We start from the raw sequence: 26,212 nt of genomic DNA on the forward strand, positions 1-26,212 counted from the left end.
GTTTCGTATCTAGTTTTCAAGGCGCAAACCACGCTTTGACTGTTTGGTGATGATGGCGGAGGGGACCCACGCGTTCCCATCTCGAACACGACCGTTAAGCCCTCCAGCGTCAATGGTACTTGAACCGCAGGGTTCTGGGAGAGTAGAACGTTGCCAAGCACTACAAACGAGTCTTTTTGGAAGAAATTCCAAGAAGACTCTTTTTTTTACATCAGTACAAAATAGCGTAAAAAACCATACTAGCCCTATAAGGAGGGATTAGTATGAAAGCACATTTTGTATGGAAACGGGTAGGTATTTTCTTAATTTGTTTTTCGGTCTTACAAGGTTGTTCGGTGAAGATGGATGCTGTGAAGGAGCTGGCGCCGCTCCAATCCTTAAATCATTTGGTGGATACAATTCCGGCTCCTAAATTAGAAGCAGCAAGCAAACAAGCGGCTCCTCCGGCAGCGGCGCCAGCCCAGCGCCAGAAGCCTGCCAAGCAGGTCGTCAAAGGTATTTATGTGTCGGCATGGTCTGCGGTAGGCAACAAAATGGAGCAATTGATTAATTTAGTGGATCAAACCGATTTAAATGCCATGGTGATCGATGTGAAGAACGATTCCGGACAAGTTACATACGCCTCGGCAGTGCCTTTGGTGAATGAGATAGGAGCCAATAGCAACGTCATCATCCGTGATCTGAAAGGGACACTGAAGAGGTTAAAGGACAAGCATATTTATACGATAGCACGTGTTGTCGTGTTTAAAGACCCCTATTTGAGTAAGAAAAAAAGTAATTATGCGATGAAGACTTATCAAGGCAGCGTTTGGCAGGATAATAAGGGAATAGCTTGGGTAGATCCTTACAAAGAAGAAGTTTGGGAGTATAATCTTCAAATTGCCAAGGAAGCAGCTCAGCTAGGGTTTGACGAAGTTCAATTCGACTATGTGCGATTCCCTGAAAACAGCAAAAGGGTCGATGCAGAAGTCAAATTCGATAATCCAAGGAAGTGGACAAAAGCGCAGGTCATTGAATCTTTTCTCAGTAAGTCGAATGAGCGCCTTGGTGACGAGGTTTATTTATCCGCTGATGTATTTGGTTTAACGACCTCCTCCGACAATGACATGGGCATAGGGCAAGACTGGTCAATGATTAGCAAGCAGGTTCACTATATCTCGCCAATGCTGTATCCCTCTCATTATTCAAATGGGATGTACGGTATTAAGTATCCCGATTTGCAGCCCTATGCGGTCATTCATAAAGCCATTAGTGACGCGAATGGGAAAAACACGAGGCTCATGCGAGCAAGCGCACCAACCGCGGAAATTAGGCCATGGTATCAAGATTTTACGGCAACATGGGTGAAACCTCATAAGAAGTACGGGAATGTGGATGTGAAAGAGCAAATTAAAGCGGCTAGGGAGCAGGGCGTGGAACAATTTTTGTTATGGAATTCAAACAGCACATATTCCTATCGTTAACCGAATGTTCTTATTCGGAAGGCTGCCGATCTCTGGAGGGGTCCTTTTCCTTGACACGAAAAATGGGCTTTTGTTAAGATTGCAATCATATACGGTGAGCAGGATGCTTATGTCGAGGTTTTGAATAGAGAGATCTAAGGAGGAATATGTGTTGTGAGGGAAGACAAGTTCGGTAAGGAAGGTTTAACGTTTGACGATGTGCTGTTGGTGCCAAGGAAGTCTGAAGTGTTCGGTAAGGAGATCGACGTTTCAACGATTCTTGCTCCTCATGTGAAGCTGAATATCCCGTTCATCAGCTCTGCGATGGATACTGTTACAGAATCTGCTCTAGCGATTGCAATGGCCAGAGAAGGCGGAATTGGAATTATCCATAAGAATATGCCTATTGAGCTTCAAGCTGAGCATGTAGACCGTGTTAAGCGCTCAGAGAGCGGGGTTATCACAAACCCCTTCTCCTTAACGCCAGAACACCATGTTTATGACGCAGAAGGGCTAATGGCGAAGTACCGGATATCAGGTGTACCAATCGTGAATGAGGCGAATAAGCTTGTTGGGATTTTGACGAATCGTGACTTGCGTTTTGTTCATGATTATTCAATTAAAATTAAAGAAGTAATGACGAAGGAAGGTCTTGTTACAGCTCCAGTGGGAACTACGCTTCAGCAAGCGGAAGGCATTCTTCAAAAGCATAAAATTGAGAAGCTTCCTTTGGTCGATGATCATTTTGGTCTTAAGGGATTAATCACGATTAAAGATATTGAGAAAGCGATTCAGTTCCCCAACTCCGCGAAGGACGCACAAGGCCGTTTACTTGTAGGGGCAGCAGTAGGTGTTTCTAAGGATGTTACGGAGAGAGCTGCCGCGCTTGTCAAAGCAGGAATTGACGTAATTGTTGTAGACTCTGCACATGGTCATCATATTAACATTGCTGAAACTGTGAAGAAGCTTAGAGCACAATATCCTAATCTGCCTATCATTGCAGGAAATGTAGCTACAGGTGACGGCACACGTGATCTGATCCAAGCTGGAGCCTCCATGGTGAAGGTTGGTATAGGGCCAGGATCGATTTGTACGACACGAGTTATTGCAGGGATCGGTGTTCCGCAAATTACAGCCATCTATGATTGCGCGCAAGCAGCAGCTGAATTCGGTGTTCCCATTATCGCTGACGGTGGTATCAAGTACTCCGGTGACGTGGTCAAAGCGATTGCGGCTGGGGCGAGTGCCGTTATGATTGGCAGTCTTTTTGCTGGAACGGATGAAAGCCCAGGTGAGTCGGAGATTTTCCAAGGACGTAAGTTTAAAGTTTACCGCGGTATGGGTTCTCTAGGTGCTATGAAGGAAGGCAGTAAAGACCGTTACTTCCAAGAGAACGAGAGCAAACTTGTTCCTGAGGGTATTGAGGGACGCGTAGCGTACAAAGGGCCATTGGCTGACACTGTGTATCAACTTGTTGGCGGTCTTCGTTCAGGGATGGGCTATTGCGGTGCACGCAACATTCAAGAATTGATTCACGATACGCAGTTTATTCGGATCACAGGTGCTGGCTTGAAGGAAAGTCATCCACACGATATTCAAATTACAAAAGAAGCTCCTAACTACTCATTATAATTGTAACAATATGGCTATAATTGGAGGCGCAGGATTTGAACCTGTGTCTTCTTTTTTTTGTCTAATAGGGTGTGTTACAATATAAAATGTTATAAAAATTACTAGGGAGAGTGAAGTTGTGAGATTGTTTCGTTTTACAAGGAAAAAAATTGCTTTGGTGTTAGGTGTTAGTTTAATCGCTCAATCCGTACTTTTACATATACAACCGGCGTTTGCCGCAGATACCAAAACACCAGCCGCAACGACAGCTCCTACGACGACTACAGCACCTGCGGGGGGTGAGTTGAAGGTCAATGCCAAATCCGCGATTATTATGGAGGCAAGCACAGGCGCTGTTCTCTATGAAATGAATGCGGATGAGGCGCTTCCGCCGGCAAGTATGGCGAAGATGATGACAGAGTACTTGGCAATGGAGAGCATCAAAGAGGGCAAGTTCACGTGGGAATCCCAAGTCACAGCTTCTAAAAACGCAGCTGATGTTATTGGTTCCGGACAATTGATCGCCGAGAATGAAACATTATCTTTTAAAGATATGTTCAGTGCGATGTCCATTTATTCCGCCAATGATGCATCCGTGGCTTTCGCTGAGCTCCTTGGCGGGGGATCAGAGGAAAATTTTGCGAAAATGATGAATGATAAGGCTAAGCAATTAGGCATGTCCGACAAGGCTCATTTTATCAGCGCTACAGGACTTTCTCGTGCCGACTTGAAGGACCCGCCTCAATCCATTGAGGGCGAAACGAAAATGACAGCGCGGGACGCAGCTATTCTTGCCTACAACATCCTCAAGGATCACAAGGAAATTCTCGATTTCACGAAAATTCCCACGTTAAAGCTGAGACCAACTGATAAAACGCCTATGATCAACTGGAACTGGATGCTGGAAGGCAATTCAACGAATGCTAATTTTAAAAAATATGCTTATCCAGGCCTGGACGGTTTAAAAACGGGTTCTACGGATGACGCTGGCTACTGCTTTACGGGAACTGCTGAAAAAAACGGGATGCGCCTTATTTCCGTTGTGATGGGAACGAAGACAGAGCCAGAGCGTTTTAACGAGACTAGGAAGCTGCTGGATTATGGATTTAATAATTTCGAAATAAAACCTTTCCTAAATGCGAAACAAGCAATAGATTCTTTGAAAATCGTAAACATTAAGAAAGGCGTTCAAACGCAAGTGCCTCTAGTAACTAAAACAGGTCTAACCTTCGTTACAAAAAAAGGCGCGAAAGATACGGATTTTAAAATCACGGCAGAGCCATTGGAAGAAAGCAAACTGGTAGCTCCAATTGCGAAGGGCGATACACTGGGTAAAGTGAAAGTTACCTACAATGGACAAGAAAAAACGGCAGATCTTATTGCTGATGAGGATGTCGAAAAAGGAAGTTGGATTCGACTGCTGTTCCGCTCCATCAAAAACTTCTTTAGCGATATGTTTAAAGGGATCAAGGGTGGTTCCTAGACCAGATAATGGGTTGTATAATGCCCCTCCTTCATGTAAAATGTTTGTTTAGAAGTTTACTATCGAATCGTGTAGGAAACTGTATAAAATCGCACTAGGGTATAGGAGGAAATTAAGAATGGAAACAGGAACATCCCGCGTTAAAACAGGTATGGCCGAAATGCAAAAAGGCGGCGTAATTATGGACGTTATGAACGCCGAGCAAGCAAAGATCGCAGAAGCAGCTGGTGCCTCCGCTGTTATGGCGCTAGAGCGCGTACCTGCTGACATTCGTGCGGCTGGCGGGGTATCCCGTATGGCTGATCCAACTATCGTTGAAGAAGTTATGAAAGTCGTATCCATTCCAGTTATGGCGAAAGCAAGAATCGGGCACTTTGTAGAAGCAAAAGTCCTGGAATCTCTAGGCGTTGATTATATTGATGAGAGTGAAGTTTTGACACCTGCGGATGAAGTGTATCACATTAATAAACGTGATTTCACGGTTCCTTTCGTGTGCGGTTGCCGTGATCTAGGCGAAGCTTTGCGCCGTATTGGAGAAGGAGCTTCCATGCTTCGTACCAAAGGTGAGCCAGGAACAGGCAACATCGTTGAAGCTGTCCGTCACATGCGTCAGATTCAAGGCCAAATTCGCAAAGTTCAAGGGATGTCCAAGGATGAGTTGATGTTTGAAGCGAAAACAATTGGAGCTCCTTATGAATTGATGCTGCAAGTACATGAAACAGGCAAATTGCCAGTTGTTAACTTCGCTGCTGGCGGTGTCGCGACTCCAGCTGATGCGGCTCTAATGATGCATTTGGGTTCCGATGGGGTATTCGTAGGTTCCGGTATCTTCAAATCGGATAGCCCTGAGAAGTTCGCGAAAGCTATTGTTCAAGCTGTAACACACTACACAGACTTTAACTTGATTGCAGAAATCTCCAAAAACCTAGGCAGCCCTATGAAGGGAATCGAAATCTCCAAGCTGCAAGCTTCCGAGCGTATGCAGGAGCGCGGCTGGTAATGACGAAAATTGGGGTTCTCGCGCTTCAGGGCGCGGTAGCAGAGCATATTCGTGGCATCGAGAAGGCAGGCGCCGAAGGCGTTGTAGTTAAGCGTACAGAGCAGCTTGCTGATCTTGATGGCATTATTCTGCCAGGCGGAGAAAGTACGACAATTGGTAAGCTTATGCGCACGTTTGGTTTTATCGATGCGCTTAGAGAATTTTCCGCGGCAGGCAAGCCGATCTTCGGCACCTGCGCAGGGTTAATTGTCATCGCGAAAGAGATCACCGGACAACCGGAAGCTCACCTTGAGCTGATGGATATTACGGTGGCTCGCAACGCGTTTGGGCGTCAACGCGAAAGCTTTGAGACGGATTTGCCGATCAAAGGCATAGACGAGAGCGTTCGCGCGGTCTTCATCCGTGCCCCACTGATTGAGAAAGTGGGTCCAGATGTTGAGGTTCTGGCTACGTATAACGGCCAGATCGTCGCGGCGCAGCAAGGACATCTCCTTGCGGCATCGTTCCACCCTGAGCTGACAGACGATTTCCGTATGCACAGCTATTTCTTAGATATGGTGCAACAAAGTAAAGCATAATTGATGGTACAAGCACCTTGATATCACCGGATACTTCGGTAAGGGTGCTTGCTTCCATATACAACCATTTTGCGCTAACGGAGGAATCTCCTTGTTTGATGTAAAGTTACTTCGAAACGATTTGGCAGCCGTGCAAGCAGCCATGCAAAACCGTGGTAAGCAGATTGAAGAGCTGAACGGTTTTACTGCATTAGATTTAAAGCGTAGAGAGCTCCTTCAAGAAACAGAGCAGCTCAAAAATCGCCGCAACACCGTTTCCCAAGAGGTGGCTGGACGTAAAAGATCCGGCGAGAACGCCGACGAGCTGATCCAGGAAATGAAAGTTGTCGGAGACCGCATTAAAGAGCTGGATGACGAGATTCGCATATTGGACGAGTCCTTACAACAAGTTCTCCTCTCTATCCCGAATATACCTCATCCTAGCGTACCTGTAGGCCGCTCTGAAGAAGAGAATGTGGAGCTGCGCCGTATAGGCGAGATTCCTCAGTTCGACTTCGAAGTGAAGCCGCACTGGGAAGTAGCGCAAGAACTGGGCATTCTAGATTTCGAAGCGGCGGCGAAGGTAACGGGTTCGCGTTTCGTTTTCTATAAAGGGCTTGGCGCCAGATTAGAGCGCGCACTAATCAACTTCATGATGGACCTGCACAGCGATGAGCATGGTTATGAAGAAATGCTGCCGCCTTATATCGTTAACCGCGATAGCTTAACAGGTACGGGTCAACTTCCGAAGTTTGAGGAAGATGTCTTTAAAGTGGAGAATTCGGAGTATTTCCTAATTCCTACGGCAGAGGTGCCGGTTACGAACTATCACCGGGAAGATATTTTGACAACAGAGCAGTTGCCTGTTAACTTCGTGGCGTTCAGCGCTTGCTTCCGTTCAGAAGCAGGTTCGGCTGGTAGAGATACACGTGGCTTGATCAGACAGCACCAATTCAACAAAATTGAGCTCGTTAAGCTTGTTAAGCCCGAAGACTCCTATGATGAGCTAGAGAAGCTCACAGGGCACGCTGAGCGCGTTCTACAGTTGTTGAAGCTGCCGTACCGTGTGCTATCCCTATGCACAGGTGATATCGGCTTCACATCAGCGAAGACGTATGACTTGGAAGTATGGCTTCCAAATAGCGGCGCGTACCGCGAGATCTCTTCTTGCAGTAACTTCGAAGACTTCCAAGCGCGCAGAGCGAACATTCGCTTCCGTAGAGACTCTAAGGCGAAACCCGAGTTCGTACATACATTGAACGGTTCAGGATTAGCGCTTGGACGTACGGTTGCGGCGATCCTCGAAAATTACCAGCAGGCAGACGGTTCGATTGTTGTGCCTGAGGTTCTTGTTCCGTACATGAACAACGTAAAAGTAATCACAAAAAAATAGCACTTGCTTCTTAGCGGGAGTATGTGATACAATGCTTTTTGTCACTGCACAAGGTTGTCTCCTCTACAGGAGACAGCTATCGTGGAGAGGTGGTCGAGTGGTTTAAGGCAGCGGTCTTGAAAACCGCCGAGGTGCAAGCCTCCGTGGGTTCGAATCCCACCCTCTCCGTAACCATGGTAATACCCCAATAGTTAACCTACATGGGGCATAAAACAATGAAACGCACTGGACTGTTGAGTACACGGTCTGGTGCGTTTTTTTTTTCGTTCGTGAGCGTTGGACTAAAATCCAACTGGAGGAATACCTAATGAGCAAGTGATGATCGGCATGGCTGCATTATTGCTATGATTTGCCGGTGCTGTGCAGGCCACAACCAAAAAGTCATGCGATTCTATTGAATCGTGTGGCTTCCTTTGTTGTTTCTTTTCTATGACACTTATTTACAAATAATTAATAATAATTTGACACAAAGTGTGTATTTAGCGGTTTTCATTTTTTTTATAATGGACGAGATATTCCATGCTAAGGAGAGTGAGCAACAGTTGAATACTGTTAGGAAGAGATTAATGTCCGTAATGTTATCTGCGGCTGTAAGTGTATCTTCGTTTGGCTCCATCGTTTCAACCGCAGCTGCAGAAGTTATCGTTGTACCAGGGACTCCGTATCAAGCGAACGGCACTTATGATGTAAATGTGCCGCACGTGTTTATCAACCAAGTTTATGGCGGGGGATTAGTTGCAGATTCTAGCAATACAGCCTCATCGCATGGTTTTATTGAGTTATACAATCCTACAAGTCAAGATGTCGTACTCAATGGATGGTCCTTGCAATACGCGGACCGCGGAAATTCGGCAAAAACAGGACCAACAGGTGACTGGCAGAAGCTGGACCTAGTGGGCACGATTAAAGCTAAATCTTCTTTCCTTGTTCTTGGACAAGCTACAGGGGCAGGTTCTCCTAAATTTAATCTGTCGGCTACATATGACCAATTATGGACGGGACGCTGGATTAATAATAAAGGTTTGAAAGTAGCACTTTTGAGCAATCAGACAAAGCTGGACATTACGAATAAAAATCCTTATAACAATAATCCAAAGCCTGCTGGGTATGTGGATATGGTCGGTACAGGAAGTAATGATGGTGGCGACACGACGGATATTCAAACGGATATAGATGGCTATGAGTTTGACTATCCGAAGGGATCCGCGGAGGGTACTTCCAAACAGAAGTCTATCCGTCGGAAAGCGTTAGTGGATACGGATAATAATAAAGTTGACTTCGGACAGTTTGATATCACTGGTGCCGCAACAACCGATCAAGATAGAGCAGTAAAAGGTCCAAAATACGGAGATTATGGTTCATGGTTTTCCCTTTTAGGCTATACGAACAAAAGTTTGCCTAACGCATATGAACAAACGGCATACTCCGTAATGATGAACGTATATGGAGGTAAACCACCGTACGCTTTCTCAGCCACGGGTCTTCCAAATGGCTTATCGATCAATTCAATTACGGGGGAAGTGTATGGTTCGCCTGCACAAGGAACGTCTGTCACAACTAACGTATACGTTAAAGTAACAGACAGCTTGCTTGCCCAGTACGGTCAGAATCTGTCCTTAACAGTTCTGGCTGCACCTAAGGTTAATGACGCTTTGAATATTACCAAAATTGGACAATTCGCTGTAGGCGTTACCAATAAAGACGGCGGCGTCGCTGAAATTGTTAAGTACAACAAGGATAATAACAAGTTTTATTTAGTAAATGGTTCAGGAAATCCGCCTAGTTTGGAAATTGTTCGTTTAGACCTAGAGCAAGGCCCGGTCAAGGAGAAAACCATCAAGATGAAAGATCTGGTTGAAAAGGAAGGTTTCTTATATGGAGACCTGACAAGTGTGGATGTCAATACAAAGACGAAACGCGTTGCGCTTTCTGTTCAAGAGCTGGACTCCAAGAAGCCAGGGAAAATCCTTGTCATGGATTATGATGGCAACGTTTTGAAATCTTATGTAGCAGGTGTACAGCCAGACATGATCAAATCTACATCGGATGGCCGATATATTTTGACCGCCAATGAAGGTGAGCCGCGCACAAGCGGAGCTGATCCTGAAGGAAGCATCACCATTGTTGATACATTAAATGATACGGTTTCCAATGTTAGATTCAACAACGTCTCCGTGATTGATGCTAAGGTACATATTCGCGGTGCATCTGATGGAGCTACCGGCGCTGTTACGGGAGAAGGACAGAAAGCGGATGCGGTGTTTGATTTGGAGCCGGAATATATAGCAATCTCTGAAGATAACAGCAAAGCCTATGTTTCGTTCCAAGAAAATAATGCAATCGGAACTGTGGACATTGCTTCAAAGACCCTTTTGTCCGTAAAAGGGTTAGGTTTTAAGGATTTGAATCTTCCAGGCAACTCGCTAGATCTCGTCAAAGACAATGCCATTAAGTTTGAGAATGTTCCTTTCTACGGCATGTATATGCCAGATGGTATCTCAACGCAAACGATCAACGGCGTTCAATATCTCTTCACAGCTAATGAAGGAGACGTTACAGAATGGCCAGGCGTCAGAACCAATGGAAGCACTATTGGCGCTATGAAGGGGAGCTTAGTACCAGGCTCAGCGGCAGCAAATTTCCTAGCTGGTAAAACCACCTATGACGGTGTTGAGGTTGCTGGTGATATGGGCCATGACAGCATTTATCTCTATGGCGGACGTTCCTTCTCGATTTGGCAAGCTAATACGATGGATCCAGTCTATGACAGCGGCAATGAATTTGAGAAAGTGACAGCACAGCGTTTACCTAACAATTTCAATGCCAGCAATAGTAAAACGGCTATGGATGACCGCAGCTCGAAAAAAGGTCCTGAACCTGAAGATATTAAAGTTAGCAAAGTTGGCAGCAAGGTTCTGGCTTTTGTAGGATTAGAGCGCGTAGGTGGTATTATGACTTACGATGTTACGGATCCAGCCAATGCGAAATTTATTAACTACACAAACTCGCGTGCATTTACCCCTAAAGATAACTTGAATACGGATGCAGGCCCAGAGGGTATCGAATTTATTCCTGCGTCGATTAGTCCGAATGGTAACCCGCTCCTGCTTGTTGCTAATGAGGTGGGCGGAACTGTAGCTGTATATCAGCTAAACGTTCAAAAAGTTACTTTGGATAGATCCGCAATTACTGTCTCGGAAGGTACTGCTTCAACAAAACTGACAGCAACGGTAATGGACTCACAAGGAAATGGTGTCACATCAGGTACAGTACAATGGACATCCTCTAACCCTTCCGTTGCAACTGTTAGTGCAGAAGGGATTGTATCTTTTGTAGCCACCGGCAACGCAGTGATTACTGCTGTTAGCCCAGACGGGTATGGTGCAGCAGATGCTAGTGTAACCGTATATTCTATTGATTCTGACGATGGAAATGATAATCCGCCAGCGCAGACTGGACCAACAGCTCCATCAACTGTACCAACTCCACCAAGTACTAGCGGTGATAAAGCAACGATTACTCCTTCTGTAGAAAAAGATAGCACAGGAGCTTCCGTTGCTAACGTTTCTGTTGATCAAGTAACACAAGCTCTAAAAGATATGACAGAATCGACAAGTAAAGCGACTGTTCTTGAGATCAAAGCAGCTGCAGATGCGACTTCGAATCAAGTGGACGTCAAGCTGCCTGCAGAAGCAATGAGTAAGATTGCAAGCAGTGCAACTTCGGAAGTTAAGATTGCAGCAGGCATCGGACAAATTTCTTTTGACAAGCAAGCCGTCTCCACAATCTCCTCTGCCGCGTCAACGGGCGATGTCTCGTTCTCCATACGTAAAGCAGATGTGAATGTCATTACGCAGAATATGGATGCCGCGGCCAGAGAAGCGATCAAAGAGGCTGTGAAAGATCGCCCGATCTTTGATTTTACGGTAACAGCCGGCGGTAAAACAGTTTCCAGCTTCAATGGAGGATCGGCTCAGGTAGAGATTCCTTACAAACCAAGCGCTAACGAGGATATTAACGCTATTGTGGCTTACTACATCGCAGATAACGGTGAGATTACTAAGGTAACGAATAGCCACTTTGATGCTGTTACAGGAACATTAAGTTTTAATGTTAAGCATTTCTCCAAGTATGCTGTTGGTTATGAGAAAGCAATTTATAAAGATACAGCTTCGAGCTTCGCAAAAGATTACATTACGTACCTGTCAGCAAGAGACATTCTGAATGGTGTCAGTGAGGATGCCTTCGCTCCGGAAGCGGATATTACTAGAGCCGATTTCACTCTAATCCTCGCTCGTATGGCTAATGCTGATTTAAGCTCCTTTAAAGGCACTGGCTTTACAGATGTCAAAGCAGATAGCTACTATGCTAAAGCCGTACAATGGGCAGCTGAGAAAGGGATTACGAGCGGCGTACGCGCTGGGGAATTCGATCCTCAGTCGAACATTACTCGCGGTCAGATGGCAGCTATGATTACCCGCTTCGCTTCTACCGTGGGCTATACGTTGCCTAAGGCCATGCAAGCAACAGATTTCGCAGATCAATCGGGCATCCCTGCTTATGCCGCAGAGTCAGCTAAATCTCTGCAACAAGCTGGAATTATTTCCGGTAAGTCTGGCAATCTCTTCGCTCCGCAAGACACGGCAACACGTCAAGAGGCAGCCAAGATGCTGGCGATTCTTTTACAATTGATGGTGAAATAAGCAGCAACTTCACACAACTCCCCCAAGGCAAGTCCTTTGGGGAGTTGTTGTTTTTTTACATGGATAAAAGCCGGGCGCCTTCCGCATTTTAAACATGTGGAGGTGTTACCTATGAGCTATGATAAGCTGACAATTGATCAAACGGAATTGGTACAAGAGTGGAGTAATGTTCTCCCTACGACACTGCAGCCTACAGACCAGGCGCGTGTATGGGCCGATGAGGCCGATCCTCAGACCGTTAGGGTTCATATTGAGGCGGGTGGACATACGGGCTACAATTTCGATTTTAAAGTCAACTATGTGGATGCTAGAGAGGTTAAAGTGGAGCTAATGGATGTCCAACAGGGGACCATGCACATTGATGAAACAGGCGATGTTGTGCAAAACCTAGTGGATGACTACGTTCGTCACATTCATGAATGCGCACAAACGCTCCACAGAGTCACACACGTTTAGAACGCGAGGGGAGTTCACTCACATGACGAAGCAAAAAGCGCCGGATAAAAATTTGCAGAATGTAGACAAAGACTTCCGAACGAATGCTGTAAACAGCCACAATAGGCAGCAACAGCAGCAGCAAGTGAATGATCGCAGACATCAAGATGCTTTGAATCATGAAGAATAACTAGAAGATTAACTAGGAGGAATGATCTCAATGAAATCAGATGCCTATGGAGTAACGGATACCTCTCAGAATCAGTCCAGTGGGAATAGCCAGCGACACAAGCAGCAAGAGCCCCTCTCAGGGTCGAAAAAAGTAAAAAACCGCAACCATTCTAGAAATAATGGCCATGGTGAAGGTGCCGGCCACGGGCATTAATAATTTCCCCTTAGGATGTTTAAAGTTCGATCAACCGGACATACTATATTTGTCGGTGAGCAGAGAGGTGTGGTTCCGTTGGAGCATTCCGCGAAACAAAAACCGTTGCATAGAGGACTTTCATACCTGTTATAATCAGGCTGGAGGGGATGTGCCAAAGACACTTACCGTGTTTTATAAGCAGATTTTCCTAAAGGTTTACGTGTAACATGTTTAAAAGAAATCAAAAAACACCGACAAAAAAAGAACCCCTTAAAAAGGGTTCTTTTTTTCGTTTATTTCTAGGTAAACCTTAGATAAATCGGAGTCTGATTCTGTATGATCTCTCTCTGTGTCTCTTTCTTTATCTTCTGGATAATAGGAGGAGGAATAAGAAGTGGCAAACGGTTCAGCATGAACAGGCCGCGTTTTTCGATAAAGCAACAATTTGATGCCCCCACCGATAAGAATCACGGCTACAATTAACGTTTGACCGAAGTTGTTCAGCCAATACATGTAATTCATATTAGGGAACAGCTGATATAGGAACTGGACAATGACTTCTTTGAATATATAGTAGCCTCCAAGGAGGATAAGAACGAAGCCGATGGAGCGATGATACGCTGACCAGTTTTCAACGATAGGTTTATCTACCAGTGTGCCGTTTTCGTATCTGGAGATACTCTGTAAGCCATCGAAAAAGCTGAAGAACCACAGAATCGGAATCAAGAAGAAGAAAAAGGACAGCCGCAGCACATCCAGCACATAAATGGAGAATAAGAAGATCGCCATCAATTGTATGCCCCGTTTATTCATCGACAGATATAAGTGGGCGGCACCTGGGAAAATGGCGATAATCGTTGCCAATGTTCGGTTCTTGCGGCCAGAATCATCACCTAAATGGAAGTCATCGAAGAGGCTGCGATCTACAAGCGCTAGACCTGCTTGCTTACGCTCTTGCTGCTTCAGTGCATCGAACATGGTGTAAAACCACAATACGGGCATAGCCAAGAGAAAAGCTACGAAACTTTCGTTATGGGTCATCATGGTGATGAAAAAAACAAGAACAGCAACGCCGAAGAACGAAACCATAGCAGTTAAACCGCGCTGCATAAGACCTAGTTGGAAATGACCCAGGCCGGGGATGAAGGAAAGCAGCATCACTCTCGTTCTTTCTTGCTGAGAGGCAGTGTGAACAGCATAAGGATTAGGTTCCCATGCAGGCGTGTGATGGTCGTACGGCGGTTCAGCACCGTATGGCACCCCTTGCGGCCCGTAATTATAGGGTCGGGAGCGCAGCAAGTAGACGATCATATCAATCATATTGACGACAGCAACGAAAGCTGCAAATAGGAAAAGCGGAATTAGTATATCATCATCAGTGTGACTGGCCGCTACACTGACGAACATGAGAAATGAGGGACCAAAGAATCCTACCCCGTATAAAATGGCACGTAAGGGCCGATTCATATAGAGATGACCCGCTCCGGGGATGAATGACAATAGGAAAGCGACGATGCTGCTTTTATTAGGCATTAAGTGTATAAACCTCCTTGTGGCTTATTTATTTTGCAAGGTATCCAGCCAGGTTAATGTTTTATTTAGCAATTGGTCAGATATCGGTTGATCGGTTTTAATTGGTGAAGGAGGAGCGGGCTGCAACGCGCCTCGAGGCCCCAATTCCTGTGATAATCCGTGGAAAAAGCCTGTGGCTACTAAGATCAGTGTAGCAGCCGCGGCAATCCCGTAATGCAGCATCGTGGAGTGGTACCAGGAGCGCTTGGTTCCCAACGTTCGTGCGACAACGGCATCTACAAACGCTCGATCATCCGCTTCCAATGTGGGCAGCGTCAAGGTCATTTGCTCCATACAGATCATATACCGAGCCAAACAATCATCACACCGATATAAATGTTGCTCCATTTCACTGGTTTCTTCTGGCAGCAGCTGCTCATTGATATATAGACGCCAAGTTTGTTCTTCGTAGTGTTTCACATGAAATCCTCCTCCTTCCAGTTGTTGCGGAGCCATTGCTTGGCCCTATATAGCTTCGATTCGATCGTTTTCACCGTTACCCCGTGGGCGCTTGCTATATCTTGATAAGACTGATGTTGAATATAATAGGCCGTTAATACCTCATGGTAATTGGCAGGGATTTGGTGAAGTTTCTGGCGGACGAGCTCGGTGGTCTCCTTCATCAACACTTCTTGTTCCACACCATTAGAGGAAAAAGAGGAGGTTCCCGCAGCTTGGACGGCTTGAATCGGGATTTCCATCTCTGCCGTCATTTCTTCCCTTCGCCTGCTAGCCGAACGTTTAAAATCTATAGCTCGATTCACCGCAATGCGGGTCATCCATGTTTTGAGTCCTTTCATCTGGTACTGAGGGAGGGAGAAATAGATTCGGGACCAGACGTCCTGCGATAAATCCTCGGCATCTTTCGGATGGCGTACAATGGCGTAGATCGTCTGGAACAAGTATTGACGATAAGTCTTAACAAGTTCTCGGAACGCCGCCTCATCACCATTCAATATGCGTGTTACAAGCTCCTGTTCCTGAATGTGCTTCTCCTCCTCTCCGCATGAATAGACGAAGGCAACGATGGTTATCCCTGCACTTCACTCAAAAAAAAGAGCGAATCAAGTAGATTCGCTTATTATCGGTTAAAGCGCAGCGGTAGATCCGCTAGACGGGACTGCAGGCATCTTAGGCGTGTTCTGTACGAACCATTGAGATAAAAGGGCACTGAACACTCCAAGGATACCAAGCACGATAAAGCCCTGATTCAATGAGAACCAATCCCCAATGACGCCCATGAGCACAGGGCCAATGAACATCCCCAGTCCATAGATAGCTTGGAAAAAGCCCATCGCAGTTGCCCGCTTTTCCGCAGGCATATGTTTAATACTCATTCCCATCAGCAGTGTAAAGGAAAGTCCCCGGCCAAAGCCGGCAAAGGCCTGGGTCATCATAAGCACCCATAAATGATGCGTAAAAGGTATGGTGAATGTAAAAATCCCCATGAGGATGAAGCCCCAAACAACCATTCGCTTCTCGCCATATTTGGCGGCCCATTTCCGTCCACCGAATAAGGAGGCTAGCGCAACAGGTACATTGGCGAATAAAGAAAGCATGGATAAGGAGAATTTATCAGCGCCAAGGGCTGTGGCATATACGGGGGTAAACCCGAAAACCGTAGCGAAGATAAGCACCTGTGACAAAATAGCCAGTAAGGACACGAAGAGCAGCGTACGGTCCGCAGCCACATCCCTGATGGCACGCATTGTAATTTTTGGCGCATCAGGCTCTATTTTTTCAATCAAAAAGAAAGAACCAATGAACCCGAGCACACCCAGCAGCGCTCCTAGAATAAAGGCAGCCTCCCAGCCGAGCGAATCTGCCGCCCATCCCGCAGAGAGAATGCCGAGCACTTGCCCTAAGGAGTTGAAAAAGGAGATCGTTCCGATCGCTTTCGTCGATTCTTCGTGCTTATAGTAGCTCGTAAATAGAACGGTGAAGTCGACCCATGTTGCTGCGGCTGCACCTGCCAGTGCTCGGAGAATCAGAATCCACGTGAAATCGTGGGTGAACCATAGACCTAGCCCGCCGATGGCTGTAAAAAACAATCCAAACGTAATAAAGAGTTTTCGCTTATGAAAGCGATCCGACATAATACCTACCGGTATGCGCAGCAGCATTTGGGAAATCCCATACATGCCAACGATCCATCCCGCCAGTTGATGATTCCCGCCTAGGAATTCCACATAAGGGGCCATGATGGGAACGCTCGTATACATGGACATCCAGAACAACAAAGTGACTGCGCAAAACAAAGGAATGCGATAAGAGCTTGGGATTTTGTTAATTGTCACGGGGAGCTCCTTTCAGACCTAATCTATTACCGTTTTATTATAGAACAACGACTGTAGCAAGGCTATGGCGGGTTGGTTGCAAAATAAGGCAACGGGTGGAAATTGCTTAGAAAACCCTTGTTTTCCCGTTAGATCTAGGTCACAAAAATGGATGATTGTAGGAAACAGGAGCAACATGTACATTGAATCTTGTCGCCAGGCAAGTAGCTGCCAGCTGACATTATCACAACGAGAATGGAGGCATACAAGTGGGCGCGAGTCGATTGAAACAAGTCTGGTCAGGCATCGCTCGGGACAAATTTTTATATGTGTTAGCGCTTCCGGGGCTGCTCTACTTCCTTATTTTCAAATATGTGCCTATGTGGGGAATCGTCATAGCCTTTCAAAACTATTCACCCTATCAAGGCATGTCGGGGAGCCCGTGGGTGGGGCTGGAGCATTTTGCACGGTTCTTCTCCAATCCGGATTTCTTCACACTCTTCCGAAATACGTTAGCAATTAACGTCTTATCCTTAGTGCTCTTCTTTCCGCTGCCGATTCTACTATCCCTAATGCTGAATGAAGTACGCCATATGGTTTATAAGAAAATCATTCAATCCATTGTTTATTTACCTCACTTTTTATCGTGGGTCATTATCGTAGGGATCACCTTCCTGTTGTTTTCGACAGGCGATGGGGCTATCAACCAAATGCTAGTCGCCATGGGCTTCGACAAAGTTGATTTCTTAACGAATAAAAACTATTTCTGGGGCATGCTGACGGCTCAGTCCATCTGGAAGGATGCTGGCTGGGGCACGATTATCTTCCTTGCGTCGATGGCGAGCATTGATCCTCAACTATATGAAGCGGGTAAAATGGACGGCGCAGGCCGGTTCCGCCAAATGTGGCACATTACCCTGCCAGGTATTCGCTCTGTCATTATCATTCTTCTCATTCTACGGATCGGTCATATCATGGATGTCGGCTTCGAGCAGGTCTTCTTGATGATGAACGGGGCTGTATCCGAGGTAGCGGACGTGTTCGATACGTATGTGTACAGGCTTGGCGTGAAACAAGGTCAATTTAGCTATAGTACCGCAGTCGGATTGTTCAAATCAGTTGTCGGCTTACTGCTGGTCATTGGTGCGAATAAGCTGGCCAAGAAATTTGGCGAAGACGGCGTTTACTAGAAAGGGAAGGAGGAATCCTAGATGTCATCTGAACATGTATCTACAACTATTGCTTCCAAAGGCGATCGCGTATTTAACGCGGTGAACGCCATCCTGCTAGGAATAATGGGAATTATTACATTTTTTCCACTCTATTACGTGTTTGTCGTTTCGTTCAGCGATCCGTCGAGCTATATCTCCAGTGAGTTTAAGCTGCTTCCTGCCAAATGGAGCTTGGCCTCTTACAAATATCTGATGTCTACCGATGCCTTCCTGCATGCTATTGGAAACAGTGTTTTCCTAGCTGTAGTCGGGACAGTGCTCAGTTTGCTGGTGACATCCTGCCTTTCTTATGCGATTTCTCGTAAAAGGCTTCAGGGACGCAAGTTTATCATGCTGCTCATCCTACTAACGACCCTGTTTAATCCGGGGATTATTCCTCCTTATCTGTTGGTGAGAGACTTGCACATGATTAATAGCACGTGGTCGCTCATCCTGCCGGTTCTTACAAGCGGTTGGTATGTGCTGCTGATGAAAGGTTTCTTCGACAGCATTCCGGCAAGCCTGGAGGAATCGGCGCGTATCGATGGTTGTAATGATATAAGCGTCTGGTATCGCATCATTTTGCCGCTGTCACTGCCTTCGCTTGCTGCTTTCGGGCTGTTCTACGCGGTGGCTTACTGGAACACCTTCTTCACTGCTCTGCTCTATATCAACGATTTCACGAAGCAGCCGCTTCAGGTGCTGCTGCAAAACATGTTGATTGACGCTTCAACGGCAGCAGGCGGCGGTGCTGCGGCTGAAATGATGTCTGAGCAGCGGATTCCTCCGGAAACGCTCAAGATGGCGGCAGTTGTTATTGCGACCATCCCAATTTTGTTGGTGTACCCGTTCCTGCAAAAACATTTTGCCAAAGGCGCAATGGTAGGTTCGGTAAAAGAATAGAATATTGATGATAATTTGGGGAGGTTGTACAATAATGGTTATGAAAAAGAAAGCAATAAGTGTAGTAGCATCCACCCTTCTGGTTTCCTCTGTGCTCGCTGCATGTGGAAGCAAAGACAGCACACCGGCTAACAGCGCGGGAGAAGCAGCATCCGCCAAGCCGACCGAGATTAGCATCATGACAATGTATTACACGCCGGAGCCTCCGGGGCCCGACAACGTTATCGTCAAAGAAATCGAAAAGAAAACGAATACAAAGCTCAAAATCACATGGGTTTCACCAAACAACTATGGCGATAAAATCAACGTAACACTAGCGTCAGGCGACATTCCTGATCTGATCTTGCTCGATGATCCATTCAGTGCTCAAGTACGCGGCATGGTCGCTCAAGGCGCATTCTGGGAACTGACTCCGATGCTGAAGGACTATCCGAACTTGATGGAATATCCGAAGGAATCATGGGACAATACCAAGCAGGCTGACGGTAAAACGTACGGTATCCCGCGTGCTCGTCCTACGGATGGCGGTGGTTTCCCTTACTTGCGTAAGGATTGGCTCGATACGTTACATTTAGAAATTCCGAAAACAACGGACGAGCTATACACCGTACTGAAGGCTTTTGTTGAGAAAGATCCAGATGGCAACGGGAAAAATGACACCATCGGCTACATCGGCTTCGTCGACCAAAATGGGATGTCTTACATGGGTCAGCTGCAGAACAGCTTCACGAAAGTTAATGGTGATTGGAAGCTTGTAGACGGGAAATTGGTTAACGTAAACGTGCTGCCTGAAATGAAGGACGCGCTTACTTGGATGAACCGTGCTTACCAGGAGAAATTAATTCCTGAGGACATCGCGGTGCTCAAGAATACACAAGCCAAAGACTTGCTGAAAGCAAATCGCGGTGGCGGCTTCCAGGATACAGCTGAAGCAGCGTGGGAACCAACGGAAGAACTGCGTAAAACGAACCCGAAAGCAGACTTCATCCCACTAGTTTCGTTGAACGGCTATTCGAACAAAGACAGCGGATTCTTCGGCATGTACGCTATACCGAAATCCGTGCCAGAAGCGAAAGTGAAACAATTGTTGAAATTCATGGATTACGGCGCTACGCAAGAAGGCTATGATCTAGCAAGCTTTGGTCAGAAGGATGTCCACTACACAGAGAAAGACGGCATCAAGACACCGACAGAGCAAGCCAAGAAAGATATTGTAGCCCAACAAGCACTAGGTCAAATTTTCTTGAAATATGATAAGTACCTGCGTGCTTACCGTACAGGTATGCCGAACGATTACTTGGAACGCAACAGAAAAATCATTGATGAAAAAGTAAAAATCAGCGCTGGTGACCCATCGCTAGGTCTAAATTCCGATACCAACCAAAAGGTAGGTACGGAGCTCAGAAAGAAAATTCAAGACATGAAGACCAAAGTCATTATGGGGAAAGAATCGCTCAGCGCATGGGACAGCTATGCAGCTAAGTTGAAGACAGATCCGGATTTGGTGAAAATCACGGAAGAAATGAATGCGGCTTATCAGAAACGCAATAGCGCGAAATAAATAAATACCGCCCCCCCGACGCCAAAAAAATTGCGGCAGTCGCGGGGGATTTCGGCATTTGATGAAAGAGGGACAGATGATGTGGAGTCGATGGAGGCAGAGTTGGTATTGGTGGACACAACGTTCCGGCAGGGGGAATTTTTATCGCAGAAGCTTGATCTTGGTGTTGTGCATTACCAGCTTGCCTACAGCCATCATCGGGTACACTTCGTATATTACAGGACGTGCTCATATCGAGAAAGAGATTATGCGCAACCATGATACCCTGCTGAAGAAAACGATGGATCGTATGAATGATAATCTGGCTCAGCTCGAGCTGGCTGCTACACAGTGGTCTCTGGATAGCAGGATGGATGCCAGAATTGCAGATATGAATCTAAAAGATGAATACAACACAACACAAAATCTATATCGTTTCCTGGGTCTCATGAAGGGAGCATATCCTTTAATTGATCAGGCTCAGCTATATCTGGACCGGCAAGATCCCGTTATTATTTCGGATACCGAAGGTATTGTTCCGATTGCTACTCAGGAGGAGCGGGATATTTTCCACACGTTAATGAAGCAAGCGCGAGGAGTTTTCTGGTGGGAGTCTCTGCCTAAAGGCAATGGGAAGCCAGACTCGACTTCCATCGCTCTTATCGAGAAGCTGCCTAGCGTAGGAGAGCCGTATGGGGCCCTTATTTTATATTTAAATCGTGAAAAATTGGTAGAGATGGTCGAAGAAATGGCCACAGATCCCAACGGTGCCGCATTTCTTATGAGTAAGGATGGACATATTATCGTCTCACCAAGCAATCGAAATGAGGAAAATGCCCAATTAGAAGCTGCTGTAAGGGAAAGCGTCATGGGCCGATCGGAAGAAATTGGCTCTTACATTCTGGACAGGAAAGGCCAGTCCTACTCCGTCGCATTCGGCCAGTTTTCACGTTCAGGCACACTGTGGAAATTCGTAACGGCAACCTCCTTAACGCGATTGACGGCTCCCGTGGAGTTTATGTCTAGAAGCATGCTCAGCATTGGGGGAATAGGGCTTCTCTTGGCTGTGCTGCTTTCATGGGTGGCTTCTAAGCGGATTTATCAACCAATTGTTCGGTTGGTGAATGTAATTAAAGATTATAAACCTACGCAGGAGAGCCAAGGGGATGACCTTGCCTTTATTGAACAGGAGTGGAGGCACTTAAGTCAGGAGAGCAGAGTGCTGGAATCCAAACTGGATAAGGCTTATCCTGCCTTAAGATCCGCGTTCCTCTTGCAATTGGTTCAAGGGCACTTCTACTCCCTAAGCGAGGCGGAGCTAAGAGGGCGGATGGAGAGCTTCGATTGGCAGACGGAGTCCCAGTGGTTCGTTCTGCTGTTGGTGCAGATTAGCGGATTTGCCAAAGAAGGTGGCCGGTTCCTAGAAAGCGAGGAACAACTGGCGACCTTCGCGGCAGCGAATATCGCGCAAGAAATTGTGAAAACGCAAAGCCAAAACGCGGAGATTATGAACTTTCAGGATATGACCGTAGGTATTCTGCTCTCTTATCCCATGGATCGGACGAAACAGCAGGCCAAAGATGAGCTGTATCTGCTAGCAGATGATTTGGGGCAAACCATTAGCTCCCTTCTTAAAATGCAGACCACCGTTTGCATGGGGCGTTTAACAGCTAACGTGCAGGATCTGCCGCAGCTATTAGTATTCTTACGAAGCTCCATCCGCTATCGGGATTTGAAAGCAGATCATCAAGTACTTGACTTGGAAGAGATGCTGCCAAGCACGAATGACGATGTGCATTATCCGTTTGCTTTGGAGAAAGAACTGATGCAAGCCATTCGTATGGGACAAAGCGAGCAGTCGCTCAGCCTGATCGAGAGTTTCATTCATGAGCTTGTGCGCCAATCCAGCAAAGAAAAGATCCTCCAGGAAGGAGCCATGCAGGTACTGGGTAGTATGCTGCATACCATGCTGGAGTCAGGCTTTAATCCGCATCATTTCTTTGAGGGTTACAACTTGTACGAGCAGCTGAATCAGCTTCGGGAACCGGAGCAGATGGTTCGCTTTTTCCAGACCAAGGTCATAACACCTTATATTGAGGGGCTGAATGAATACCAGGACATCCATATGAAGCGGTTGGTGGAGCGTGTCACGGAGCGGATTCAGGAGCGTTTCATGAGCAGCGATATATCGTTGGAGGAATGCGCGGACGCTTTTAATACAACCACCTATGCGTTAAGTAAAGCATTCAAGCAGATCAATGGCGTGAATTTCATCGACTACTTGATCACCCTTCGTATGGATAAGGCCAAGAAGCTGCTCGTTAACACAGACCTCAAGGTCAATGAGATTGCGGAGCAGATTGGGTATCAACCCTCTTATTTTATACGCCTTTTTCGTAAATATGAGAATATGACGCCGGGGCAGTACCGGGACCGGATGAGATAGGGAGGGATGGGGATAACCCTCTCTCTTTTTCGTTGTTAATATCGCTTGAAAAAGTCCGTACTTGTGCTCATGTTAGTATCGTTGATTGGCTTGGTGTCTTTACATATTATTAACATGTGGATAGGTAAAAAAGATCAAATTTTAGCAGGGATTTTCAAGAAATATTTGAATTGTTACAAGTGACAATCAACAAGATAAATTAGGCTGGGGAGAAAATTTTGATGGAAAAAAAGAAAGTAATTGTGTCTATGTTAGCTTTTTTCTGTTTGGCTGGTGTCGTCCATGCAGCAAGCCTTCATGGTGACTACAAGGGGACTCCGATCGTGAAGGTTTTATTCGGGGGGAAAGAACTTCAAGCCGAGGATGTGCCTGCTACCATACAAGATGGCAGAACGGTTGTGCCGTTGTACCTACTGAAACAAACCGGGGCATCGGTGACATGGGATGCTGAGAAGTACACGGTTGATCTTGCATTCCCTCGAGTAAGGGAAGATAACGCAATGAAAGATTTTGCAGCTGCCATTCCGTCCTTAAATGAGAAAGCCAAAGAAAATCAGGCTAAAAATGTCCAGCTTATCTATAACGAATATGGCGTCTACTTAAAAGTGGATTTAGAATTGTCAGGTGATTCTAATAAAAATAACGATCATATCATTGCACTGTCTGGTTTTTTGGTCAATTCACCAGTAGATTCAATGATTGTTAGCCTATTTCATAATGGTTCGGTCACAGACTTTATTACGGTCAAGCGATCAAATGCTGAGGAATTCAGTAAGAGTAGTAAGGACAAAATTGCAGAATACGATTTTATTAAGAATTGGAGCCATCAGCACGTAGACAATACAACCGATTTGTCTGTTCCCAATAAGCCTCAACCAACCTCTACACCGCTGCCTGTGTCCACTTCGCCAGTTTCAGGTCCTGTATGTCGGGAGATCGCGGCTCTTTACACAGGGAAGATACAGAGTGCTGTAGATCAATACAATGCAAATCTTAGCCAGTATTCTGGCGGTATTGTTGGCTATGTAGATAAATTAAAAGAAAGTATGAAAACAGCTTTAAAAGATAATAATTGTCCTGAGAATTAAAAAATAAACGCCAGTTAGCGGCTAATACCGTTAACTGGCGTTTTGTTGTATACGCGCCCGAGATGATTCGAACATCCGGCCTACAGTTTAGGAAACTGTTGCTCTATCCTGCTGAGCTACGGGCGCATGGCAAAGATTATGATAGCACGAAGCCTTATGTGGTGCAAGGTTAAGAAGTAAGTTCCGGAGCTTATTTATGCATGTCCACGCTGATTGCATCGTGCGCTGAGGAACTACAGGCTGCTATTTTGCCAAATCACAGATTTCCAAGCTCAGACGGAACTACAGGGTCCTATTCAGCCAAGATAGCTAACATTACGGCTAAAATTGAAGATATAGCGGACCACCACAGTTGCTCTTCCTCGCTGAAATGCGCAATATCCGGCGAATAGCGGATCATAGTTCCCGTCCGTTCGCACAATATTGCCAGGCCACCGCTTACGAATCTTGCTCGCCCAACCGTCTATTCCTTGCCGCGCAGCTTCCGAAAAAACTGCGTAAGCATCGTCGCGCACTCCTCTTGCAGCACACCGCTGACCACATCGACCCGGTGGTTGAACCTATCCTCCTGCAGCAAGTTCATCAACGTTCCCGCGCAGCCGGCTTTGGGATCGGTCGTGCCATAGATCACCTGCGGAACGCGCGCCTGTACGATCGCGCCCGCACACATCGGGCAAGGCTCTAACGTGACGTAGAGCTTACAGTCAAGCAAGCGCCATGCTTGCAAATGCTCGCTGGCCTGCTTAATAGCAATCATTTCAGCATGGGCAAGCGGATCCAGCGTAGTTTCTCGAAGATTGTAGCCGCGGCCAATAATTTGCCCTTGATGGACAACAACGGCTCCAATCGGCACCTCTCGAATAGCTTCGGCTTTTTGTGCTTCCTCTATAGCCGCTTTCATCCAAGGGATATGCTCATTATATTCATCCACAGGGGGACACCTCACTAAAAATAATCTTATCCACATGTGAACAAAGGATCGAACAGATATTCGTTGTTAACAACCTGTGGATAACAATGTGTATAACTTAAAAAGTTGTGGATATTTATTTCTTTTTTCATTCATACAACAAATACTAGATGTATGCAAGTGAATTAGTTGATAATAAGGAAATCCATCCGTATAATGAGAGATAAGTAGGTCTTTTAGACCATAAAGTACGATATTGCACGACAAAGCATGACATTCATTAGCAGGGTTCGATAATGGCAAACTTGCCGAAAGGCAAGGACGCAAAGCCGAGGGTCTACGGTTCCAATGGAACTACGACAGCCTGGTTACCGAAAATCGATGCTTTTTTAGGTTGAGGTAATAGGCTGTTCCCGGCAATGGGGCAGTCTATTTTTTTATATGGCATGGCATGCGGGGGAGGGGTAATTAACGAAATGGTTAGCAGACAAAAATCAGCGAAGTTTTACGGCAGCAAGGAAGGATACGACGCTGAAGTGATGATTGACAGCAAAGCGATGCTGAGCAAGGAAGATTTCGTAGCCACTGGCGTGTTGACTTACGCACTCGGTGACATCATTGAAGTGGAGCTGCCGGAATATGATGTTTTTGCGCTGGGAGATAAGTGTAAAATGACGGTATACACGAAATCCGGGCTGTTTGTTATGGATACGGCAGTTGTGGCCAAAGATCGGGGCTCATTAATTGTCCTGAATCCCCCTGAAAATCGCAGGAAGTTTACGGAGAAGCGGGAGTTCCCTCGCGTAGATGTGAAGAATGAAGGGCTTCTTTTCGGAATTCAAGACAGAAACAAGAGACTTAAACATCAGTTTGAAACACCGATTCGGTTCTCTATCAAAAATCTATCCGTTAATGGCCTGGGATTCACGATTAATGAAAATGTGATGCTTGAGAAAGTCATTCAAAAGAATTCTCAACTTGAAGTAGAGTTGATTTTGGGCTTTTTGGTGCCATGTACAATGGAAATTGTTCGGCAAGAGAAAACGAATGACAGCTATTACTACGGGGCAAGTTTTATCAGCATCCCAGAAGAGAAAACGAACGCGCTGCGCGGATTTATTTTAAAAAATCAGATAGAAACCTACTTCGTCCAGAAGCGGGAAAATGAAACAAAAAAGGCACTGGAAAAAAAGTCTGCGGCTAATCAGTAGCCTACAGGCTTTTTTTTGCGTTCCAAGTACTATATAATAAGAAGGATGATTTTCGAAAATTAAG

General features: G+C 46.0%; 21 protein-coding genes, 2 tRNA genes, 1 rRNA gene and 1 riboswitch. Of the genes, 18 read left to right on the plus strand and 6 right to left on the minus strand.

Annotated features, from left to right (window positions below; all coding sequences use genetic code 11):
• The first annotated feature begins 42 nt into the window (after positions 1 to 42).
• The 12 genes from rrf to AC58UW_RS21455 all read left to right on the plus strand — a co-directional run bounded on the left by rrf (position 43) and on the right by AC58UW_RS21455 (position 13,009).
• A 5S ribosomal RNA gene (gene rrf, locus AC58UW_RS21400) occupies positions 43 to 159 on the plus strand.
• Between the two features lie 104 nt (positions 160 to 263).
• Positions 264 to 1,463 (plus strand): putative glycoside hydrolase, encoded by a 1,200-nt coding sequence (locus tag AC58UW_RS21405; RefSeq protein ID WP_497422639.1) that lies wholly within the window; start codon positions 264 to 266, stop codon positions 1,461 to 1,463.
• Between the two features lie 153 nt (positions 1,464 to 1,616).
• A complete protein-coding gene (guaB, locus tag AC58UW_RS21410; RefSeq protein ID WP_497422640.1) occupies positions 1,617 to 3,074 on the plus strand; it encodes an IMP dehydrogenase in 1,458 nt (485 codons plus the stop codon).
• A 118-nt stretch (positions 3,075 to 3,192) separates the two neighbouring features.
• The gene (locus tag AC58UW_RS21415; protein WP_497422641.1) at positions 3,193 to 4,536 is read left to right on the plus strand and encodes a D-alanyl-D-alanine carboxypeptidase family protein; all 1,344 of its coding nucleotides are present in this window, start codon (positions 3,193 to 3,195) and stop codon (positions 4,534 to 4,536) included.
• Between the two features lie 118 nt (positions 4,537 to 4,654).
• The gene (pdxS, locus tag AC58UW_RS21420) at positions 4,655 to 5,536 is read left to right on the plus strand and encodes a pyridoxal 5'-phosphate synthase lyase subunit PdxS (RefSeq protein WP_497422642.1); all 882 of its coding nucleotides are present in this window, start codon (positions 4,655 to 4,657) and stop codon (positions 5,534 to 5,536) included.
• The gene (gene pdxT / locus AC58UW_RS21425; protein ID WP_497422643.1) at positions 5,536 to 6,114 is read left to right on the plus strand and encodes a pyridoxal 5'-phosphate synthase glutaminase subunit PdxT; all 579 of its coding nucleotides are present in this window, start codon (positions 5,536 to 5,538) and stop codon (positions 6,112 to 6,114) included. The genes pdxS and pdxT overlap by 1 nt, the downstream gene beginning before the upstream one ends.
• Positions 6,115 to 6,205: 91 nt before the next feature.
• Positions 6,206 to 7,486, plus strand: a complete 1,281-nt coding sequence (gene serS / locus AC58UW_RS21430; RefSeq protein ID WP_497422644.1) for a serine--tRNA ligase — start codon at positions 6,206 to 6,208, stop codon at positions 7,484 to 7,486.
• 83 nt (positions 7,487 to 7,569) lie between these two features.
• Positions 7,570 to 7,654, plus strand: a tRNA-Ser gene (locus AC58UW_RS21435).
• Positions 7,655 to 8,052: 398 nt separating this feature from the next.
• Entirely contained in the window at positions 8,053 to 12,189 is a 4,137-nt protein-coding gene (locus AC58UW_RS21440) for a choice-of-anchor I family protein (protein ID WP_497422645.1), read from the plus strand.
• A 111-nt stretch (positions 12,190 to 12,300) separates the two neighbouring features.
• A complete protein-coding gene (locus AC58UW_RS21445; RefSeq protein WP_497422646.1) occupies positions 12,301 to 12,645 on the plus strand; it encodes a hypothetical protein in 345 nt (114 codons plus the stop codon).
• Positions 12,646 to 12,667: 22 nt separating this feature from the next.
• Positions 12,668 to 12,814 carry a hypothetical protein gene (locus AC58UW_RS21450; RefSeq protein WP_497422647.1) on the plus strand — a complete coding sequence of 49 codons (147 nt, stop codon included), beginning with the start codon at positions 12,668 to 12,670 and terminating at the stop codon, positions 12,812 to 12,814.
• Between the two features lie 30 nt (positions 12,815 to 12,844).
• A complete protein-coding gene (locus AC58UW_RS21455) occupies positions 12,845 to 13,009 on the plus strand; it encodes a small acid-soluble spore protein P (protein ID WP_328803426.1) in 165 nt (54 codons plus the stop codon).
• Between the two features lie 252 nt (positions 13,010 to 13,261).
• On the opposite strand, the gene AC58UW_RS21460 is transcribed toward AC58UW_RS21455, so the two are convergent.
• From AC58UW_RS21460 to AC58UW_RS21475, 4 genes are all read right to left on the minus strand, one after another.
• Positions 13,262 to 14,524: a hypothetical protein gene (locus AC58UW_RS21460; RefSeq protein ID WP_497422648.1), complete on the minus strand. Its 1,263-nt coding sequence runs from the start codon at positions 14,522 to 14,524 to the stop codon at positions 13,262 to 13,264.
• 24 nt (positions 14,525 to 14,548) lie between these two features.
• On the minus strand, positions 14,549 to 14,983 hold the full coding sequence (locus AC58UW_RS21465; RefSeq protein WP_497422649.1) for an anti-sigma factor family protein: 435 nt from the start codon (positions 14,981 to 14,983) through the stop codon (positions 14,549 to 14,551).
• A complete protein-coding gene (locus tag AC58UW_RS21470; protein WP_497422650.1) occupies positions 14,980 to 15,519 on the minus strand; it encodes a sigma-70 family RNA polymerase sigma factor in 540 nt (179 codons plus the stop codon). The genes AC58UW_RS21465 and AC58UW_RS21470 overlap by 4 nt, the downstream gene beginning before the upstream one ends.
• A 132-nt stretch (positions 15,520 to 15,651) precedes the next feature.
• Complete coding sequence (locus AC58UW_RS21475) at positions 15,652 to 16,860, minus strand: MFS transporter (RefSeq protein ID WP_497422651.1); 1,209 nt, start codon at positions 16,858 to 16,860, stop codon at positions 15,652 to 15,654.
• 248 nt (positions 16,861 to 17,108) lie between these two features.
• Between AC58UW_RS21475 and AC58UW_RS21480 the strand changes: the two genes are divergently transcribed.
• The 5 genes from AC58UW_RS21480 to AC58UW_RS21500 all read left to right on the plus strand — a co-directional run bounded on the left by AC58UW_RS21480 (position 17,109) and on the right by AC58UW_RS21500 (position 24,027).
• Positions 17,109 to 18,029, plus strand: a complete 921-nt coding sequence (locus AC58UW_RS21480) for an ABC transporter permease (RefSeq protein WP_497422652.1) — start codon at positions 17,109 to 17,111, stop codon at positions 18,027 to 18,029.
• A 21-nt stretch (positions 18,030 to 18,050) separates the two neighbouring features.
• Positions 18,051 to 18,953, plus strand: a complete 903-nt coding sequence (locus tag AC58UW_RS21485) for a carbohydrate ABC transporter permease (RefSeq protein ID WP_497422653.1) — start codon at positions 18,051 to 18,053, stop codon at positions 18,951 to 18,953.
• A 34-nt stretch (positions 18,954 to 18,987) separates the two neighbouring features.
• Positions 18,988 to 20,514, plus strand: coding sequence for an extracellular solute-binding protein (locus AC58UW_RS21490; protein ID WP_497422654.1), 1,527 nt, complete (start codon positions 18,988 to 18,990; stop codon positions 20,512 to 20,514).
• 79 nt (positions 20,515 to 20,593) lie between these two features.
• Complete coding sequence (locus AC58UW_RS21495; protein WP_497422655.1) at positions 20,594 to 22,939, plus strand: helix-turn-helix domain-containing protein; 2,346 nt, start codon at positions 20,594 to 20,596, stop codon at positions 22,937 to 22,939.
• A 221-nt stretch (positions 22,940 to 23,160) separates the two neighbouring features.
• Positions 23,161 to 24,027 carry a stalk domain-containing protein gene (locus AC58UW_RS21500; RefSeq protein ID WP_497422656.1) on the plus strand — a complete coding sequence of 289 codons (867 nt, stop codon included), beginning with the start codon at positions 23,161 to 23,163 and terminating at the stop codon, positions 24,025 to 24,027.
• Between the two features lie 52 nt (positions 24,028 to 24,079).
• On the opposite strand, the gene AC58UW_RS21505 is transcribed toward AC58UW_RS21500, so the two are convergent.
• Both AC58UW_RS21505 and tadA read right to left on the minus strand, forming a co-directional pair.
• Positions 24,080 to 24,153 (minus strand) — tRNA-Arg (locus tag AC58UW_RS21505).
• A gap of 337 nt (positions 24,154 to 24,490) precedes the next feature.
• Entirely contained in the window at positions 24,491 to 24,958 is a 468-nt protein-coding gene (gene tadA / locus AC58UW_RS21510) for a tRNA adenosine(34) deaminase TadA (protein ID WP_497422657.1), read from the minus strand.
• A gap of 267 nt (positions 24,959 to 25,225) precedes the next feature.
• A riboswitch (cyclic di-GMP riboswitch) is annotated at positions 25,226 to 25,313 on the plus strand.
• A gap of 100 nt (positions 25,314 to 25,413) precedes the next feature.
• On the opposite strand from tadA, the gene AC58UW_RS21515 reads away from it, so the two are divergent.
• Positions 25,414 to 26,148, plus strand: a complete 735-nt coding sequence (locus AC58UW_RS21515; protein WP_497422658.1) for a PilZ domain-containing protein — start codon at positions 25,414 to 25,416, stop codon at positions 26,146 to 26,148.
• The last annotated feature ends 64 nt before the right edge of the window (positions 26,149 to 26,212 follow it).

Source organism: Paenibacillus sp. J22R160 (assembly GCF_059692135.1).